Below are 17,813 nucleotides of genomic sequence, written 5' to 3'. Positions count from 1 at the left end.
TCTGTTATTCAGATAAAAAATAATATTAACTATTAACCCAATTGGAATTAAGATTAATAATCTCATCTTTTATCTGACTTATTTTTTTCTGATAATTGATCGTTTGTATACGAATAGAGTACAACTCATCTAATTTATCTTGCTTAAATAAAGGAATATCAATATCCCCTAAATCTTTAGCATTAAGCATTTGTGCAGTAGTGCCTGTCACATAAACAGATAGCATTACTTGCCCATGTTTTGATATTAAATATTGATAAAGGGATTCACTAGTAATTCCTTCTACATCTGGTTTTATTCGAACAATAGCAAACGCCTGACTAGCTAATATATTTTCTTTAATCTCACTATCAACCAAAGCTATTCGACCAACAGCTCCTCGGCATGAAATCAATACGTCTTTGGGTTTTATTGTTTGTTTTAATGCTTTCTTTATATTTTCTGCTGATACAAAAATTGGTTTCCCTTCACCGACTAATTGACCGAAATTATTTAGACTGGTTAAATTGTGTTCAATAAACTTATTCGTTCCATTTTCATCATGATTTATTGCTTGTGGTCTAATAATATCGGTTAAATCAGAGAGTTTTGATGTTTTAAATTGGCTTAAAAAACACTCAGCTTCGATCTCTTCTGGTGTTTTTGTGTAACGAGATGGAGATAAATTATAATCATTATGTTGAATGTCTAAAGCACAAGAATGTTTGCAATATTGTGAGTCTTTATTCGATGCAACCATAGTTAGAATCGAATCTATATTAATAAGTTTGTATTTAACACGACTAACCTTATCAATGAAATGATCACTAGTTGCATCAATAAATGTCACACAATCATCAGATTTATTTTTATCTAAAATAACAAGACTGATAGGAATACTTGTATTACTAAGTAAATTACTCGGTAAAGAAATTACCGCTTTTAGCCAATTATGTTCAATCATATCCTGCTTAAACTGTTTCTCTCCTGCTGCTGTACGAAATAAAAATCCATTTGTCACAAAACAAACAACGTAATCAGAATGAGCAAGAAGATGACGTAAATGATAAACATCCCCCATTAATGATTTTTCAGGAAATCGTCCCCAAATATCATGGATTTCATCTTTTCCATATTTAACGCCAAATGGAGGTAATGCAATAGCAGAATCAAATTGTTGTAGCCCACCTTCGCCAATTAACGTTGGTGTTTTAATCGGATCTGAAACAACAATATTTACGTTTTGATCAAGTAATAGTGTTTGAATTCGACCAAAAAAAGCATCTGTCATATTTGCTGTCTCACAAGCTGCATAGTCATATGAACCAATTTTATGAGCAAATAAATAGCCAGAAGTAAACGGACAGTAAACGGTAGAAATTTTTTTATTAAGCAATTTTACTCCTAGTTCTACCACTTCAGTTGGGATATCAATCTCACTACTATATTTACCAGATTGATCAACTAGTTCAATTATGGCATCTGATAAATCTTGATAATTAATAACCCCAGTAGATAACAGTGCGTTCAGTGAAAACTTGAGTTTTTCAATCCAAGATACTTGAACCGGGAATTCATAATCTAAAAGTAAATAGCTAGACAATATTTCATTACAAATAAACTCTTCGAATAATAAATCTGGATTACTAAAAGTGCTTTCATTTTCCAATTTCACCCACACACAGCTTGCAGCAAATACTTGAGAAAATAATAATGGAGACAATGAGCCTCGTTGTGACTCGACAAGTGATAGCAATTCTTTTTTCACGATATTTCCCTTCTAAATTAATGTACTAGAGTACGATTGTAACTATCTAATCCATAAGTCGTAATCTCTGAACCACAAGACTCAACTAAGACAATTCCACCACGAGACTTCATTCTATCAATCTGTTTTAAGATACTTTTTAGTTCTTTTTCTACAGCATTAATCCCCTTCCGATTGAGGAAAATCTTATCTCCGTTATCAACACCAAACATTTTTACAATTTCGAGCATTTGTTCATTGATACCACGTTGATTCATACGCTGATTGATGTGTCTTGTCTTAGCCATTCCCTTGTCTCCCTCTGTGATGATGGGATTAATATACTCAAACAACAAATAAGTGTAAAGCTGATTTTTATAATTTTTTACTGATTAATTTTATATCTATAGAAAAATCTACCTCAATAATTAATAAAACACTTATAACTTAATTAAAAAACAGTCTCTTATAATGTTATCGCATATGACTTGTAACTTTATTGAATTGTGACTGCATATTATTGATGAAGCCAAAGCAACATGATGTACTCATCAGATATTATATTTATGGTATTTATATATGGCTAAAACAGAATTTCAACGTCAACTTGAAGCTTTGGGATTTATTGCAATCCCAAAAAAATCAAATTCCAATCTTGTTCAGATTAAACGTTTTGATACTGGATCATCGAAAACAGCGGCCTTAAGAGATAAAACCCGTACTCTAACGGTGAAAGAGGAACATGAAAAAGCAGAAATGATTATCCGAAATATGTATAAAAATCCCAAAAATTGGGAGGCAACAACTTTTAGGAACGCCATCAAGTGCGTTACAGGGCAACCGCAAATACTTACTTATAATGAAGCTGCCAGCATTATTCACCGCTGGAAGCTCTTTGAGTCAAGAATATATCGCTTGGACTTTTCCCTCGCTATTTTACTACTAAGAGGCAAATGGATTGCTCCCAAGCGAAAACCGATATTAGATACTAAACAAACAGATGCTAGATGTGAGAGGCGAGATATAAACGGTAATTATGTTGAGAGAGTCATTTTTCGTGGTTAAGATAGGTTACCAACTGATTAAGATGAAACGCTTTTATATAACATCAGTAACTACATTAGTAAATTTCAGCCTTTTGAAGTGGCCAGTTTTACTTGACCACTTCATATATTCTAAACCGCGAATGGTGAGTGTAATAGCATCATGTTGATTATCTTGTTATAAAACTATTTGTTGATATTATATTTAGGCTTGATAGCTTCCATGATAAAAGCTTCTATCAAATTAATTGAAACTTCCCAACTTTCTGAATGCAATATTTTCAACTTGTAACTTGAAATAAACAGCCTCCATTGTTCTTTACTTTCGAACTTGATATTGTCTATCTGTTGTATGTTTTTGCTAATAGTCCCACCATTGCTACCTTTAGGAGATTTGGTATAAAGCCTAAGTTCTTGAAGTATGCGATCATTGAGAGGGGTTGACTTTTGTTTTCCACCTTGACCAACATAAACAAGCTCTCCGGTCGGTGACTCCAAGATATAAATCCCAGTTGTATTGAGTTTAATTCCCAGTGATAAGCCTCCAGTTATTAGCTTACCATTTTCCTTAAATAGAACTTTTGATAAATCTAGGATCTCAACACGCTCACCACTTTGCGATAAGACTTCCTCAAAAGCGCTATTACAAGCTTCATTTAATTTTCGACAAATCTCCATCGTAACTCCATCGCTTTATAACAGCTTATTAGTAAGCATTCTTACTTTTACGTAAAAATATACTCATAAAATATTTTCATCATAATCGATATAATCTCTATATATTATGGGCTTGGTGACATTTTTTACATTTAATGCTTTTGAGAGGATGTAGAAAGTAAGAAATGTATTTAATCAGTCTTATTAAATACGAAACCAAACAGATAAAATCACCATGCTTCGTTATAACTGTTCAAATACTGTTGTGGCTTAATGTACACAGTAAATAAAACTAATCCAGAATCACGTTAACACAATATAAATGAGTATTTGACCTAACTCGTTTTGGAGCATAAATGAGTTAGGGACACCTATTTATGCCTTGTTGTTCTGTTATTTCCGCCATTCTTTTAAGTATACCCCAATGAAACCAGTTCACATTACCTCTCAAACCGCATTTTAGCACTTAAGAAACCACCTATAATAAACCAGTCAAAGAAACTAACTTAAATTGAACCAATAGGTGACGACAAGTAAGCGTGTGGGGAACCACACCTAACAACCATAAATAATTATTCGTAATATTGCGTTCTTTCATTTAACGAGAACGTAATCATGCCAAGAAGTAAAAAAAGAACACCATAGCAATGGCAGGCTTTTTTTAAGGAGCATCAATCTAGCGGTCTGAGTGCTGTTGAATTTTGTCGGCGTAATGATATTCACCCAAAAACATTTAGCGCACATAAAGCGTCATGGAATAAAAACACAAATGCGTCTACTTTCTTAAAAGTAGATGCCTCTCGTCCTGTCACTGATGCGCCATTATCAACTATTCAGCTTTCTATTGGGAAATCACAATTAACATTGCCCGCTGATACTGAACCTATTTTACTATTAAAAGGCTATCAGTCATGAGTTGATACGTTATATCGACGATGGATTGTTATCTATCAATAACAACCGTGCAGAGCGCGCAGTAAAACCGTTTGTGATAGATCGAAAGAATTGGCTATTTTCAGCATCAACACAAGGAGCACAATCAAGTGCGATACTTTATAGAAACCGCGAAGGCTAACGGCTTGGTTCCTTATGATTACATCGCCCACTGTTTAGAATATTGGTGTACAAATCCTGGTGATGTTGAATCTGTTTTACCCTGGAATGTAAAAATCAACGTGTAATTCCCCACACGCTTACCGTACATTTGCATAAATTCGGGTATAGAGAAGCCTTTTTGAAATTGGATTGAATTATTAGGCATAACGTTACTCCTATACTTCAATATCTTGAAGTATAGGAGATAATTTAACAGTAGCTGTTAAATAGTGGTATCAGGTAACTCTAAGGATAATAAATTAGACAGTGTTTCAATTTTATTTGGTTTCCAATCATTAATAATATTTAAGGCTTGTGAGACATCCATAAAAAAATCCGAGAATATAAATATCCTCAGATTCTTACATACTACGAGGATCGTTCAACCTAAATATTTAGATCTTAACTGATTGGCATTAACCCATTAGTAGCCTTTAATAATTATTCTATTTATATGTTACATACTTTAATATTTTTTCAATATATCTATAATATTTATTATATTATCTGATTGAATAATTGCGTCGATGTCTTCATCATTTTGAAACAATTCAGATAATGCCATTATTGTATTAATATGGTTATCTGAATCTACCGCTGCTAATGTTATTGATAAATATACATCACCATTATCTTCTGATTCTAAATCCACACCATACTTAAATATTGTAAGTTGAAGCGCCGCTTCATTTACACCATCTTCAGGTCTAGCATGTGGCATTGCGATTTTAGGAGCAAGTACATAGTAAGCACCAATTTCTCGATGTTTTTGTTTAATTGCTTCTAAATAACAAGAATCTACTTTTTTATTCTTTATTAAAATTGAACACATTAAATCTAATGCAGAATCAACGGTTAAATGCTTTTCTGATGTGATAACAATACCATCATTACCAACTAAATCGAATAAACTCATGAAACAATCCATCCTAAGAATAATCCAACAACACCAAAGTCAAAATCAGAAAAAGTTGTAGCCTCTAAGCCCAAACCACCTAATACTGGAAGTAATAACATCGGTAAGATAGAAATACAGATACCTTGTGTAAATGAACCAAGTATTGCCCCGCGTAAGCCTCCCATAGCATTTCCATATACTCCAGACGCACCGCCTACAAAAAAGTGAGGAACAACACCAGCAACAATAACTGTCCATCCCATCATTCCTTGTATGCTCATTACTAATAAACCCGCAGCGAATGATGATAAAAAACCAATCAATACAGCATTAGGAGCCATTGGAAATACCATTGGACAATCTAAAGCAGGTTTTGCACCTGGTACTAATTTATCCGAAATCCCCTTAAATGCTGGTACAATTTCCGCAATAAACATTTTTACACCTTGTAATACGATGTAAACACCACCTGCAAAAATTAAGGATTGCATAAACGTAAAGACTAGCCAATTTTGACCACCAGAAATACTTTCAACAAATTCACTACCAGCAAATACTGATGCCAATAAGAAAAATAATATCATTGTTGTCGCTATAGCTACTGGTGTATCACGTAAAAACATTAAACTCTTTGGTACATTAATATCTTCTGTTGACTTTGATGTGTCACCAAATTTACTGCCAACATAACCAGAAACAACATAAGAAAGCGTTGAGAAGTGCCCCATTGCAAGCTGATCTGTACCCATTACTTTTACTGTATATTTCTGAGCAATCGCAGGCATAATTACCATTAAAGAACCAACAATTATTGAACCTAGCGCGACTAATATAGTGCCTTTAATGCCAGCTGTTGATAAAATAACAGCAACCAACATCGACATAAACATAGTATGATGACCAGTTAAAAATATATATTTTAAAGGTGTGATTCGAGCTAAAATAATATTAACGATGAAGGAAAAAAACATAATTAAGGCCATTTCATAACCAAATGCTTCTTGTGCTATAGCCACAATTGCTTCGTTATTAGGAATAACACCACTAACACCAAATGCTTCTGTAAATATTGTTGAAAAATTATTTAATGCACCAATTAATGCACCCGCACCAAAACCGAGAATTAAATATCCCATTACCGTTTTAATAGTGCCTTTTAAAATGGTTGATATATCAGATTTTTGTACAACTAACCCAATAAAAGCAATTAAGCCAACCATAATTGCTGGCTCTTTTAATAAGCTCAGCATAAATTTAAAAAAATCAACCATAATAATAAGTCCTTAAATCAAAGCTATTAATTGTTCTTCGATAGATACTTTATCAAAAATATTTTTAAGACTAATAATATTTATTTTTCCTGCTGCTTCTAATTGTGTTGCAACATCAGTTGCTGCTACCCATATATCAGCATGACTTGATACGGCTGAAGATAAATCTTCATGATCAACTTCGGCATCTAAACTGATTTTTTTGATTACATCTTTAACCGCCATCTCCATCATTAATGAAGTACCCAATCCATTTCCACATACAACTAGAATTTTTTTCATTTTATATTCTCTTTAGTAGGATATTTAGACATGAACTATTTCATTGTCTTTTTATTATGCGGAAATATTAAAGGGTAAACTTCCAAATAAACCAGACTTGAATCACAAACACAAAATGAGATTGTGACGTAGATCTGCTTAATACGGTCTTATTAAGCAAGAAGATTTATTACTATTTTATAAGAGAATTAAAACTGTGATGGATGTTGTACTATTTCATTAATCGATTGATAAAAACTCATATAATTAAATACTGCTAATAGATAATAATCCATCTATTATTTACCATAATCTGTCAACATCTTTTTCAATAACGTATTTATATCTTTAGTTTTTTTATTTCGTTTAGTCAGAGCACTTAACGACATTGGCAGTTTAGGTTCTTCTTTTATAATTTTATCTTCACTCGCTTTTAATTTCATTTTTTTTACTGTGGGTAATAATAATCGAACTTCTTCGCCACTATCGTTTTTCAATAATATAATATTTTCTGATTCAACTTGTACAATAGTTAATAATCCATGTTTCAATGATTCAATTTTTTCTCCTACCATAATAGATTCAGGAGGAACAGAACGATCGGCTAAAAGCCCATTTCTTAACTTTGCTGCACTAATAGCTCGAATATTTCCTGTATTTTCAAAAAAAACAATAACTGTATGTGTATTGTAATATTCGAGAATACGAACAACACCATATTTTTTAGTTTTGAATGTAGCGCCATTTTGCATATCTTGCGGCGCAACCATTTTTTTAGCTAACATACTTCTTCCTATCCACACAACCAAGCATGGTCATCATAATTAACTTTCGCTTTTCTTTTTATAGTATATACATATAAAACAGTAAGATAAATTACATGTTTACCACTCTTACTTATCTTTATCTGCTATTAATATACTTGATTACCACTATTTAACAGCCACTGTTAAATTATCGCCGAGACTTCAAGATATTGAAGTGTAAGAGTAACATCATGCCTAATAATTCAATTCGATTTCAGAAAGGCTTCTCTATACCCGAATTTATGCAAATGTACGAGACAGAAATACAATGTAGAGAACGTTTATTTCATCTGCGCTGGAAAAATGGTTACATTAGTTCAGAAAGACTCGCCTGAAAAGCGATTGAGATTCCTATCCATCAAGCAGCGCCTAATGAACTGATAAACCGCCTCTTTATTACGTTTATGGGTTCTGTCACACAGTTTTGGTGAAGTACAAACGTGCTGAATTCCAGACACAATTATGCTGCGAGCGCGTAAAAGCGCTCCCAAATTGACAAACTTAAATCACCAACTTGCCCCCGTTTTATCTGAGTCCAAACTTCTTGCCCTGACATCGTGGCAGTCGCTCCCTCAACAGATTTCCAACCCAACGCCTGAACCATCTTTTGTTTTATTGGCCTATGGCTTTGCTCAACGATGTTGTTGAGATATTTTACATCGACTATCTCAATTAAGTTCAGTATAAAAACAACGCTTAGCCATAATTTGACGTTCAGATTATGTAGAGCCAACGCATTGGCTCCACTCTTATCTATGACTACTTTATCTGGCAATCCATTAGTATTGATTGCCTTACGTAGAAAGGCTTGCGCTGCTTTTTCATCGCGTTCTTTACTTAGATAAAAATCTACGATGTCACCATATTTATCAACAGCTCGGTAGTAATACCACCATTCGCCTTTAATTTTGATATAGGTTTCATCCATGCGCCATGATGGGGATACTTTACGTTTCAATTGACGAGCGTTCTGCTCTAGTTTCGGTGCAAAAGTAATAACCCAGCGGTTTATTGTTGAATGGTCAATAGCACTACCACGCTCAGTAAAAATCTCTTCGATATTACGTGTACTTAGTTTGTATGAGACGTAGTAACGTACCACTTGAAGGATAATATCTGATGGGTATTGGTAGCCAGAGAAGTCCATTTAATGCTCGAGTTAATGTGAAAAACAGAACTTTGAGCACCACATAGGCTATTTAGTTCCCTCCCATGCGACAGAACCAAAATAACGCGCATAGGCTGTAACCGTGCATTACAGCCTTGAAATGATGTTACTCATAACATCTAGTGTTTTTTAGACAGTAAATCTACATACTTTTCATTTAATAAATGATAACTCTCGTTAACCTGAACAAGATCTGTCTGAGCTTTATTTCTTTGCTCTTTATGATCAAGGAGTTCTACTTCAAGTTTTGATACCGACAACGCCGCTGACTGTACACTTTGTTGAGCCGCATGAAGTTTAAGTTCAAGCTCTCTATTTTCAATAGTAATAACATCTAATGTTGATTTCAGAGACGCTTTATTTTCAAGTTCAGCACGTAGCTGACCAATCGTTTCAGATTGAGAGGAAGATTGCGCCGTCATCGTACTTAAATTATTGGATAATTTGTCAATATCAGCCCGTAATTGTTCTTGAAGGTCAGAATGTGACTGTTTTAATTCTTCAATATTATCATGATGATCCTGATTTAATTCAGTCATGCGTTGAGTCTGCTCAGCTCTTAACTCAGTAACGACTTGTTGATGGTGGGTGGCTTGTTCTATCAACTTCATCTCAAATTCAGCATAAATGCGTTCAGCCGCTTTCACCTCTTCTTCTTTTTCAGAGATAACCTGCGACAGGGTAACGTTAAGATCAATCACCTCTTGTGTCTTTATCGAAAGCGCTTGTTCTAACTGACTATATTTAGCGGTTATATCGTTTAATTTCTGCTCCAGTACGTCATTACATTGAAAAAGCTCTTCCGCGATCTGCTGGGTATCTTCAAGCTCTATTCGGTTAACAGCCATTTCATCATCACAAAGTGTATTCAGCGCCAGCATTCGAGTAGTGATTTCTTGATGCAATGCTTTAACCAAAACCTCACTCATTGAGGTTTGTTTTAACGCCTCAGATTCCATTCGATATTGTTCTTCTCGCCATTCATTGACATAAGGCATGACAGCCGTGTGCGAGAAATCTGTCTCTTTAGCCACAAGGCGACCTGTGATTTTTTTTAACGCCATATCACCGCATTGGTATAACGTTTCGCATACCTGTACGACTTGCGTTTTTATATCTGAAGGTGTTTTCATCATTAATCCCTAATTGGTTTTACACTTTACGTTATTGTAAAGTGTATTGTGTAAACTGTAAACCATAAAGTGTAATAATTGACAGCCACAGAGAATTACACAATAAAATACACCTCAAAAATCAATTTTAACCAGCCTAAAGAAGCCGTGACAGCCTTGAAATAAAAAACTTATACTAAAGCAAGCCAAAGAGGGAAATACCCACAGAGAGCCATGCAGAAAATAAAATGAAAAATAGTGTTAAATGTGGCGCGACAAAGTGAAGAGATAACTGAGGGATATTTGGCGATGGTGGTCAATGTATTGATAAAGACATTATCATGAAAACAACAGGGCTCAGTGCAAGCGAATGGGCTAAATTATCTCATTAATAATAAGTAGATATAATGATGATCTTTTAATTAAGGCTATCACGTTGTCATTGGTCGCCTTAGCGAGAAAATGACAACGTCACTTTTTAGGGTCTTAATTCTAACAGCCCATTAGAATTTTTTGATTGGATGGTTTAATACATTATTTTCAATTAAATATTGATAACTCTTTTCTTTTTCTTCGATTAATTCATCTAACGTTTTATTTCTAATAGCATCGGCTAATAAAAACAGTTCATTGGCCGCACCTCTAAAATAATGCGAGGTTATTGAATCATCATGATGACTCGCCACTCTAGATTGCCTAATCGCATGGGATTGCATAATACTCAGAGCCTTCATTATTTTTTTATTCTCTGTATTGGCATTCATTGAACCTTTCATACTAAATACTCTTAATCTAATGTTTACTGCCTCTTTTACCATAAAACATATTTTAAAATAAAACAGATCTGTCCAAAAAAGAGAAAGTTAAAACGCTGCTACGCTCTTATATTGAGCGTAGCGAAATATACTAAGCCTACTACCATAAAACCTAAGATAACGGCTATACGTTCGTTTTAACCCCATATTTAAAGATATTTTCAAACACCACCTTCTTGCTAGGCATGCTCTTTGCTGTAGGTAGCCATAAATACCGGCTTTTCCTGTCGAATGACAAAAGGAAGATACCACGTGTTCTATTATTGATTGTTGAAGTAATGGTATTGAGGTCGTTATATTTTTAGGTGCCTCGATGGGGCCCGTTCAATGTTTTGTGATGTGTTGAGATTAATAATGGTGGGTCATTGAAGGGGAGGTATTTTTTGGACGAAGTCCTTTTCTAAATAGAGATATATTTATATATCTCTAATCTATCTCTATAGATTAGAGACTAAAGAACCGCTTTCTTTTCATAATGTTTTTTCATACTTTCGTTTTTTAAAGTAATAAACAGACTTACCCACAACACGTATTAACAGCCCCGTTTTATCCACAGTACCTCACAACTTAAAGCCCCATCGTCGATCACTATCGTCACACATTCAGGGTGTTATGCTTGTTTTTTGAACGGTCTTATTTTTCAGGTACGACAAAATCCGCACTTAAGCGGCATTCAAAAATTCTTCATGATTAGTGTTCGGTGGTGTAGTTACCACCCAGAATAGACGGCTTGATCACGCGTCCTTGAGGGTAACGCGCTCGGGGTTGCTGCGTAACGGCATCGGTACGTATCACTATCGCCCGCTGACGTTTTTTCCAGATATACGCATCACTGAACGCTTCATAACGTACCCACAAAGTTTTCAACCCCTTTTTAACACGATTCGCAATAGAGCGTAGTTTTGATTTCACCACCCCTTCATCACTTTCGAGATTAAAGACGTTAATGAATTTCTGTGTCACCGTTTTATACGCAGGTTTGGAATACACCCGAGGCAAATCTTCATCTTTTAGGTCTAAGTTGACTAAAAGATCACGATCTTGCAGGTATACCGCGTCGATCACCAAGAAATCAGCCAGTTTAAACAGCTTAACGGCATGGTAATACCGTTTCTCACTGATAGCCTCACCCCAACACGCCTCATAATTTCTCATGATAGTGTGGTGCGTAATGGTATCCATGTAGTCTAACTGCGGTTTACCGATCTGATGGGTTTCGACTTCCAAATCGCAACACATCGCGACCATCACCTTAACGCACGTTTCACGCTGACGCTGTTGCAACCCATAAACAGTGGATTGGCAATAGTGCAAGTCATGAAGCTGACCGCTGTAACAATGTGGGTTATCAATAAAGTGAGCAAACGCTAACAATAACCGCTTGGTGCAATACGGGAACTTCGCCTTGCCCGACACCATCTGTTTCTGGGCGCCTAATTGGGTAATACGACTCGTCACAGCATATTGACGTGCAGAAGCGGTACTTTTTGCTTTATTTTTAGGGTGTTGACGCTTAGAAGAGGACATATGATGCTATCCCTGTGCTCATCCTGTCTGTCTTTGAAAGACACACTAACGATAAAAGCAAAGAAAAAACGCATCTGAGTTGCAAGAGGGGAGGGTATCCCACGATAAAAAGAGTCATATTTAAATTCCACTAGGATTTGTGATGTTTGGGTCTCACGCCAAACATTGAATCATTACTGTAAGCCAAAAGATCACAAAGATCAAGTGACGCTTTTTCCCACATTTTGGATGTAAAAAAGCCGCTACCTAGTGGGGGAGCGGCTTCGTTACGAATGCTATCTGGTCAGATTGAGAGTCTGACACATTCTAATTCTCAATGTAAAAATACACCATATAAAGCTTTACGCCTACATGGTGAGCAGAGCGCTATATGTTGCACTCTCACCTCAAGAACTGCCTTCATTATAGTAAAAAAGGCGAGATAATATCAAGGCTACACGGCAAATTATCTGCATTTTCTTTTTTAAGTTTAACATAATAAAGATTGCGCGCACTAAGCCATTGATTTACATTGACTTTTTATAATCTGTAGTGATAATCACAGATTATACGTTTAAGCAATATCACTTGTCACGCTTTATCGTCCTCTTTTTAATCAAACTGCTCCGTTATTCCCCACTGAAAGTGGCAAAAAAAGCCACAATTTCCCATTTTATCTTTTATATTCAAACTATTACCATTAGTGCGCGATTTCTTTATTATGTTAAATGTTCGCATATTTAGAGGCTATTCCTGCTCTTTAACAACGTGACCAGACAAAAAATTATCGCTGTTACAAATAAGAGCAAGGGCCGTGTCACCCTTTAAATGATAGGTATTTTCATTATGTTGGTTGATTATTTTTCACTCAACGCTATTGCCTATATACACAACCTTCACCCCCTTTGTCGTAAGGCGGTGTTGTGACGATGAATTTCGTGTCGTCGCCATAATAACGAAAAGAAATTCTTTCGATAATGAGAATTATCGCGCTATGACTACGGCGGCCGTCGGGCAAAAGGTCTATTTAAAACCTCATACTTTTAAAAAAAGTTTGAAACTGTGACGCAACGCATCCCGCAGTCAGCCATCGGCAGGGATAAGTTCGGTGTGGGAGCCGTTAATGAATCAATTCCTATACTCTTTATTGTCGCTACACGACACCGTGGCTGTCGTTAACTGCCACCGTTTATTCATCAATGAAGGCCACGGCCTTCATTGCACCCCGTTGACAGTTTTAACCTAGCCAGTTTTTAAACAGCATTATTTATGCGCCCTTCATCATGAAGGGCTTTTTTATTTGCGAGAAGGCCAATAGTCCGTTTTTTGGTGAAGTTTGTACTTAATCCTAACGATGACGGTTGGGTATGTCGGCCTTCTTGCACTTCCTCGTCGTGTCCACACCAGAGCCGTTGCTCTGGTGTGCGCATGTTGCGCACAATTCCATTAATAAGGAGCTTTACCATGTCAGTATTGACACACCCACCCACTCACACTTTGTCATTAACATCCCTTTTTCCAATGCGCCGTTTACGTCCCCTCATGCTCATTACTGTCACTCTATTATTTGCCATGATGTTATTGATGCCAGATACCGCATACGCGGCAGGTGCAGATTTATTTGCAGGCACCAAAGATGAAATCAAAGCCTCTGCGGGACGAACGTCAGGTCTCTGGTTTGCCATCACGGTTATCGGCCTCGCTGTCGGTGCTATTACCGGCTTTGTCACCAAAAATTGGGCAGGTGCAATCGGGGGGTTCGTGGTTGGTATGATTTTCTTAAGTGCTGCTGGCTCGGTAATTGGGCTGTAAACCATGGAAAATGAACAGAATTTCTTTAAGCTGCCACACTATATCGACCAAGGTCGTATCGTCATGGGAATGCCCCTTGACGTAGTGTTGCCCGCAGGAATTGTGTTCGGCCTGTTCGCCATGGCGCAATACATGATGACCGGGGTGGCCTTGGCCGCCCTTGTCTTTTACGCCTTGCGAACACTCAAACAAAGTAAAGGGGATAATTTTATCCCCTTAATTTTGTATTGGTATGCCCCGCCTACCATCAGCCGAGCCATTTTCTATCACACACCTCCCGCCAATCAACGCTATTGGCTGAACTAAAGAAGCCCATCATGCGTGCTGAAAACCGCAGGGATGCCCTGTCGATTGCTCATTTACTCAATAAAGCCCTACTCATTGGCTTTTTTTCTTGCCTGATGGTGGTCATGGTTTTAGGCAGCGCCTTAGCTTACGTGGCCTTTAATCAACCCCGCACCCTTGTTCCACCGACTATCTCTACTGAATTTACCGTATCGAACCAATCGGTCAGTGACAGCTACCTCAACCTCATGGCCGAGTACGTCTTATACCTTAAATTCAATGTCACCCCTGATAACGTTGGCCGCAACTACCAACAAATCTTGAATTACGTCAGCAGTAAAGATTACCACTTGATGCAACCCACCTTATTAGCTGAGGCCAAGGAAATCAAAGCGCAGAAAATCTCCTCGACCTTTTTTCCTAAAGAAGTGGAAATTGCTGCAAATGATTTAACCGTCAAAGTCACGGGCACATTACAAAAATACGTTGGATCTCGGGCTCTCGCGCCAGAGACCGCGACCTACATTGTGCAGTTTAGCTACCCCGCGGGGAGCATTGAACTCAGCAGTATCGCCAAAGTGTCACCCACCACTTAAACAGGCGCCATGTGCGCCTTTTTTTTATATCGAGAGTCCCATGAAAACACCGTTATTGATGGCGTTGTGCCTCAGTCTTGCCAGTCACGCTGTCCATGCCGCCCCACCTGTTATTGTCCCCTTTGCGAATAACGATACCGTCGATGTCAACTTATCCTTTTTAGATATCAACCGTTTAGTCGTCAAAGACGACAACATCACCTCTGTCACTTGTCCAACGGGATTTTGTACCTTACCCGTTGGTGGTGATGATGAACAAGCTGCACCGCCCATTGATCCACAAGGGGCCATGCTCGTTACCCTTAACGTGCAAGAGCCCTTTACCTTGTACGTCACCACCCAAAAAGGACACAGTTTTGGGGCATTCGTTAAACCTTTAGCCATTCCCGCCGTCACCACCCAATTTATCTCAACCCAGCGGGATGTAGCACAACGCAGTGCCGCCACCGCGTTTGAGAAAAACAGCCCTTATGAAACGATGCTCGTCACCCTCATGAAAAGCATGATGCTGTATTCGACCACCCAATCCGTTCCTGATGGCTTTGTGGCAACAATGTTAACACTCGTTAAAGTGCAACCACTGCCTCAACATCCCTCCTTAACCTTGGTCCCCCTGACTCAAATGCAAGGAGATACGCTGACAGGGGTCATTTATCGGGTAAAAAACAACACCGCTAACCGTGTCACGATGAAAACAACGGACTTTTATACCCGTGCCGTTCGCGCCGTGTCGCTGTCAGCAACCAGCATTCCCCCACAGGGGAATGTGTACCTTTACCAAATCACCCAAGGGGGACAATGATGGCTTTTTCCTTTTCCCAGTTATTCACCCGAAAATCGGCGGATAGCCTCGACAGTGACGCGCCGCTTGATGTGGATAATACTGCCACTCGTCAACGTAATTGGGTGGTATTTGGGGTGTTACTGACCACATTAGGCGCCAGCTATGGCGCCTTTAAGCTCATTACTGCACCCCCTGTAATTTACACCGACACCCCGCCTGAATTTGGCGCCGTCATTACCCCAGATTTCAGTGATAAAGACACCCAATCCGCCCTGCAAGCGCAACAACAAGACATCACGAAACTCACCAAAGAGGTCTATTCATTAACACGTCAGCGGGACAGCTTGTCCGATACCCTTGAGCGTAATTTATCCCAACTCAATAAAAAGCTCGATGACACCCTTGAGCAAGTCCAAACGCAACTTGATAACAACATGGATATCATCAATACCGAGTTTGATAAGCGGGGCTATAACACGGGTTCAACAACAGGCAACGATAACCAAAGCAATACAACAGAGCCGCTTAACCCCTTTGGTAACACCGATGATGGCCGCTATGGTGACGTATCCCCACCGCGACAATCACCTCCGGGCATACAAACCTTTGCTTATCGCTACCCTGATACACCTAAAATCCCTTACCGTCGTAGCAGTAAAAACTACGTCCCTACAGGGAGTTTTGTTACTGCGATCTTAATCGGCGCGGCGGATGCAAACGCGGGGGTCAATGCACAAGGAGACACGGCGCCTATTTTGTTCCGCACGATCCATGATGGCATTTTGCCTAACGGCAAACGCTCGCACATCAAAGATTGTTTTGTCACCGCGTCCGTGTACGGCGAAATCTCCTCAAACCGAGGCATTGCTCGCTTACAGCGCATGAGTTGTATTTTTGATAAAAATGGCACCGAAGAAATACTGGATATTCCTGTGAAAGGCACCGCCTTTAACTTTGGCCGTAACGGCATTCGCGGCACACCCGTGATGCGAAATGGCAAAATCATTCAAATGGCGGGGATATCAGGGCTCTTTACGGGACTGGGAGACACCGCTAAAAACGCATCATCTTCAACCATCACGGGCCCTGCGGGCGTGGTGTCAACCATCAACCCCAGTGATGCACTCATGAACATGGGCGGCTCTGCCCTTGAAAATATAGGCTCGAAACTGGCGGATTACTACATCAAACTGGCCGAGCAATATCACCCAATTATTGAATTAAATCCTGGCAGTATCGCGAACTTGGTGTTCCTTGAAGGCTTTCCACTGGATGCCGATAAGATTGCGGAATACGAACAACGAGTGAGTGGCGCTGACATCAGTCAGACCGTGGCAAATTTTACCAACCCACTCATGAGTATGATGGGAGGGCAAACCGTCCCAATAAACCCGTTAGCCAACCAATTATTACCTCAGCTCAACGCCAAAGCACAAGCCTTTGACGCCTTACGTCAAACCACGCCCACCGTTCAAAAACCGTATTAGAGAAGGCATGATCATGAACCTATCCCGAATGTATTTTTCCATTGCCGCATTACTGCTATTAAGTGGCTGTACCGCAGGCATGAATGATGATTTTAGTTGTAATGCTATTGATGGCGAAACCCGTTGTGTGTCGATGACTGATATCAACACCGCCGTTGATAACGGCCAATACCGCACTGACCATAAAGGAAATATTATCGTTGAAGCTAACCGTGCGGCCGCAACAGTGATATCAACCACACTGCCATTATCTCCACCTATTACCCTTATTCCACCACAAGCGACTGTCATTGATGCACCAACGGTCGCGTTTACCACCCAAGCCGCCCCTTCAGGTCAACCGACTCGCCAACGAGAAGAAGTCCGTGAAATCACGGTCTTTCCCTACATTGACACCGAGGGTAATTACCATGCAACCTCAGTGATTTATACCGTGCTCCAGCACAGCCAATGGCAGCCGTTCCCAATAGCTATTCAACCCCAACAATAAG

The 17,813-nt window shown here is 38.5% G+C and carries 20 protein-coding genes and 2 pseudogenes; 11 read left to right on the top strand and 11 right to left on the bottom strand.

Annotated elements, in window-relative coordinates:
- Positions 1 to 25: 25 nt before the first annotated feature.
- The gene (locus CIK00_RS17580) at positions 26 to 1,747 is read right to left on the bottom strand and encodes an N-6 DNA methylase (RefSeq protein WP_101769941.1); all 1,722 of its coding nucleotides are present in this window, start codon (positions 1,745 to 1,747) and stop codon (positions 26 to 28) included.
- A gap of 17 nt (positions 1,748 to 1,764) precedes the next feature.
- On the bottom strand, positions 1,765 to 2,034 hold the full coding sequence (locus tag CIK00_RS17575) for a hypothetical protein (protein WP_101769940.1): 270 nt from the start codon (positions 2,032 to 2,034) through the stop codon (positions 1,765 to 1,767).
- 271 nt (positions 2,035 to 2,305) lie between these two features.
- Here CIK00_RS17575 and CIK00_RS17570 point away from each other — a divergent pair, with 271 nt between their 5' ends.
- Positions 2,306 to 2,791, top strand: a complete 486-nt coding sequence (locus CIK00_RS17570; RefSeq protein ID WP_101769939.1) for a hypothetical protein — start codon at positions 2,306 to 2,308, stop codon at positions 2,789 to 2,791.
- Between the two features lie 164 nt (positions 2,792 to 2,955).
- Here CIK00_RS17570 and CIK00_RS17565 read toward each other — a convergent pair whose 3' ends face one another.
- The gene (locus tag CIK00_RS17565) at positions 2,956 to 3,447 is read right to left on the bottom strand and encodes a GIY-YIG nuclease family protein (protein ID WP_101769938.1); all 492 of its coding nucleotides are present in this window, start codon (positions 3,445 to 3,447) and stop codon (positions 2,956 to 2,958) included.
- Between the two features lie 663 nt (positions 3,448 to 4,110).
- Here CIK00_RS17565 and CIK00_RS21725 point away from each other — a divergent pair.
- Both CIK00_RS21725 and CIK00_RS17555 read left to right on the top strand, forming a co-directional pair.
- A complete protein-coding gene (locus CIK00_RS21725) occupies positions 4,111 to 4,341 on the top strand; it encodes an IS66 family insertion sequence element accessory protein TnpB (RefSeq protein WP_411722720.1) in 231 nt (76 codons plus the stop codon).
- Positions 4,340 to 4,607, top strand: a pseudogene (locus tag CIK00_RS17555) (IS66 family transposase); the annotation flags it as partial. The gene CIK00_RS21725 and the pseudogene CIK00_RS17555, both read left to right, overlap by 2 nt.
- Positions 4,608 to 4,987: 380 nt before the next feature.
- Here CIK00_RS17555 and CIK00_RS17550 read toward each other — a convergent pair.
- From CIK00_RS17550 to CIK00_RS17535, 4 genes are all read right to left on the bottom strand, one after another.
- A complete protein-coding gene (locus tag CIK00_RS17550) occupies positions 4,988 to 5,437 on the bottom strand; it encodes a PTS sugar transporter subunit IIA (RefSeq protein ID WP_167388580.1) in 450 nt (149 codons plus the stop codon).
- A complete protein-coding gene (locus CIK00_RS17545; protein WP_101769936.1) occupies positions 5,434 to 6,690 on the bottom strand; it encodes a PTS ascorbate transporter subunit IIC in 1,257 nt (418 codons plus the stop codon). Before CIK00_RS17545 ends, CIK00_RS17550 begins: the two co-directional genes overlap by 4 nt.
- Positions 6,691 to 6,702: 12 nt before the next feature.
- Positions 6,703 to 6,972 carry a PTS sugar transporter subunit IIB gene (locus CIK00_RS17540; RefSeq protein WP_101769935.1) on the bottom strand — a complete coding sequence of 90 codons (270 nt, stop codon included), beginning with the start codon at positions 6,970 to 6,972 and terminating at the stop codon, positions 6,703 to 6,705.
- Between the two features lie 278 nt (positions 6,973 to 7,250).
- Complete coding sequence (locus tag CIK00_RS17535; protein WP_101769934.1) at positions 7,251 to 7,736, bottom strand: hypothetical protein; 486 nt, start codon at positions 7,734 to 7,736, stop codon at positions 7,251 to 7,253.
- 212 nt (positions 7,737 to 7,948) lie between these two features.
- On the opposite strand from CIK00_RS17535, the pseudogene CIK00_RS17530 reads away from it, so the two are divergent.
- Positions 7,949 to 8,071 (top strand): annotated as a pseudogene (locus CIK00_RS17530) (IS1595 family transposase); the annotation flags it as partial.
- Positions 8,072 to 8,217: 146 nt separating this feature from the next.
- Here the strand turns inward: CIK00_RS17530 and CIK00_RS17525 are convergent.
- The 4 genes from CIK00_RS17525 to CIK00_RS17510 form a co-directional block, all read right to left on the bottom strand.
- Entirely contained in the window at positions 8,218 to 8,904 is a 687-nt protein-coding gene (locus CIK00_RS17525; RefSeq protein WP_144043182.1) for an IS6 family transposase, read from the bottom strand.
- 140 nt (positions 8,905 to 9,044) lie between these two features.
- A complete protein-coding gene (locus tag CIK00_RS17520; RefSeq protein ID WP_101769933.1) occupies positions 9,045 to 10,058 on the bottom strand; it encodes a hypothetical protein in 1,014 nt (337 codons plus the stop codon).
- A gap of 482 nt (positions 10,059 to 10,540) precedes the next feature.
- Positions 10,541 to 10,813: a hypothetical protein gene (locus tag CIK00_RS17515; protein WP_101769932.1), complete on the bottom strand. Its 273-nt coding sequence runs from the start codon at positions 10,811 to 10,813 to the stop codon at positions 10,541 to 10,543.
- A gap of 729 nt (positions 10,814 to 11,542) precedes the next feature.
- Positions 11,543 to 12,379: a hypothetical protein gene (locus tag CIK00_RS17510; RefSeq protein ID WP_101769931.1), complete on the bottom strand. Its 837-nt coding sequence runs from the start codon at positions 12,377 to 12,379 to the stop codon at positions 11,543 to 11,545.
- 1,102 nt (positions 12,380 to 13,481) lie between these two features.
- Between CIK00_RS17510 and CIK00_RS21635 the strand changes: the two genes are divergently transcribed.
- From CIK00_RS21635 to traV, 7 genes are all read left to right on the top strand, one after another.
- Positions 13,482 to 13,604, top strand: a complete 123-nt coding sequence (locus CIK00_RS21635) for a hypothetical protein (protein ID WP_267893091.1) — start codon at positions 13,482 to 13,484, stop codon at positions 13,602 to 13,604.
- Between the two features lie 218 nt (positions 13,605 to 13,822).
- A complete protein-coding gene (locus tag CIK00_RS17500; RefSeq protein WP_101769929.1) occupies positions 13,823 to 14,170 on the top strand; it encodes a hypothetical protein in 348 nt (115 codons plus the stop codon).
- A gap of 3 nt (positions 14,171 to 14,173) precedes the next feature.
- Entirely contained in the window at positions 14,174 to 14,476 is a 303-nt protein-coding gene (traL, locus tag CIK00_RS17495) for a type IV conjugative transfer system protein TraL (RefSeq protein ID WP_101769928.1), read from the top strand.
- An 11-nt stretch (positions 14,477 to 14,487) separates the two neighbouring features.
- The gene (traE, locus tag CIK00_RS17490; RefSeq protein ID WP_101769927.1) at positions 14,488 to 15,051 is read left to right on the top strand and encodes a type IV conjugative transfer system protein TraE; all 564 of its coding nucleotides are present in this window, start codon (positions 14,488 to 14,490) and stop codon (positions 15,049 to 15,051) included.
- Positions 15,052 to 15,091: 40 nt separating this feature from the next.
- On the top strand, positions 15,092 to 15,853 hold the full coding sequence (gene traK / locus CIK00_RS17485) for a type-F conjugative transfer system secretin TraK (protein ID WP_101769926.1): 762 nt from the start codon (positions 15,092 to 15,094) through the stop codon (positions 15,851 to 15,853).
- A complete protein-coding gene (locus tag CIK00_RS17480) occupies positions 15,850 to 17,322 on the top strand; it encodes a TraB/TrbI/VirB10 family type IV secretion system protein (protein WP_232602035.1) in 1,473 nt (490 codons plus the stop codon). The genes traK and CIK00_RS17480 overlap by 4 nt, the downstream gene beginning before the upstream one ends.
- A 13-nt stretch (positions 17,323 to 17,335) precedes the next feature.
- A complete protein-coding gene (gene traV, locus CIK00_RS17475; protein WP_167388579.1) occupies positions 17,336 to 17,812 on the top strand; it encodes a type IV conjugative transfer system lipoprotein TraV in 477 nt (158 codons plus the stop codon).
- The last annotated feature ends 1 nt before the right edge of the window (position 17,813 follow it).

Source organism: Photobacterium carnosum, assembly GCF_002849605.1.
GTDB lineage: Bacteria > Pseudomonadota > Gammaproteobacteria > Enterobacterales > Vibrionaceae > Photobacterium > Photobacterium carnosum.
Note: the sequence above shows the minus strand (reverse complement) of the source record. Positions and strands in the feature narration are given on the sequence as shown.

Coding starts and splice junctions, on each gene's coding strand:
- CIK00_RS17525 (WP_144043182.1), bottom strand. CDS start 8,904: ATGGACTTCTCTGGCTACCAATACCCATCAGATATTATCCTTCAAGTG.
- CIK00_RS17545 (WP_101769936.1), bottom strand. CDS start 6,690: ATGGTTGATTTTTTTAAATTTATGCTGAGCTTATTAAAAGAGCCAGCA.
- CIK00_RS17500 (WP_101769929.1), top strand. CDS start 13,823: ATGTCAGTATTGACACACCCACCCACTCACACTTTGTCATTAACATCC.
- CIK00_RS17480 (WP_232602035.1), top strand. CDS start 15,850: ATGATGGCTTTTTCCTTTTCCCAGTTATTCACCCGAAAATCGGCGGAT.
- traE (WP_101769927.1), top strand. CDS start 14,488: ATGCGTGCTGAAAACCGCAGGGATGCCCTGTCGATTGCTCATTTACTC.
- CIK00_RS17575 (WP_101769940.1), bottom strand. CDS start 2,034: ATGGCTAAGACAAGACACATCAATCAGCGTATGAATCAACGTGGTATC.
- CIK00_RS17510 (WP_101769931.1), bottom strand. CDS start 12,379: ATGTCCTCTTCTAAGCGTCAACACCCTAAAAATAAAGCAAAAAGTACC.
- traL (WP_101769928.1), top strand. CDS start 14,174: ATGGAAAATGAACAGAATTTCTTTAAGCTGCCACACTATATCGACCAA.
- CIK00_RS17515 (WP_101769932.1), bottom strand. CDS start 10,813: ATGAAAGGTTCAATGAATGCCAATACAGAGAATAAAAAAATAATGAAG.
- CIK00_RS17540 (WP_101769935.1), bottom strand. CDS start 6,972: ATGAAAAAAATTCTAGTTGTATGTGGAAATGGATTGGGTACTTCATTA.
- traV (WP_167388579.1), top strand. CDS start 17,336: ATGAACCTATCCCGAATGTATTTTTCCATTGCCGCATTACTGCTATTA.
- CIK00_RS17570 (WP_101769939.1), top strand. CDS start 2,306: ATGGCTAAAACAGAATTTCAACGTCAACTTGAAGCTTTGGGATTTATT.
- CIK00_RS17550 (WP_167388580.1), bottom strand. CDS start 5,437: ATGAGTTTATTCGATTTAGTTGGTAATGATGGTATTGTTATCACATCA.
- traK (WP_101769926.1), top strand. CDS start 15,092: ATGAAAACACCGTTATTGATGGCGTTGTGCCTCAGTCTTGCCAGTCAC.
- CIK00_RS17520 (WP_101769933.1), bottom strand. CDS start 10,058: ATGAAAACACCTTCAGATATAAAAACGCAAGTCGTACAGGTATGCGAA.
- CIK00_RS17565 (WP_101769938.1), bottom strand. CDS start 3,447: ATGGAGATTTGTCGAAAATTAAATGAAGCTTGTAATAGCGCTTTTGAG.
- CIK00_RS21635 (WP_267893091.1), top strand. CDS start 13,482: ATGAATCAATTCCTATACTCTTTATTGTCGCTACACGACACCGTGGCT.
- CIK00_RS17535 (WP_101769934.1), bottom strand. CDS start 7,736: ATGTTAGCTAAAAAAATGGTTGCGCCGCAAGATATGCAAAATGGCGCT.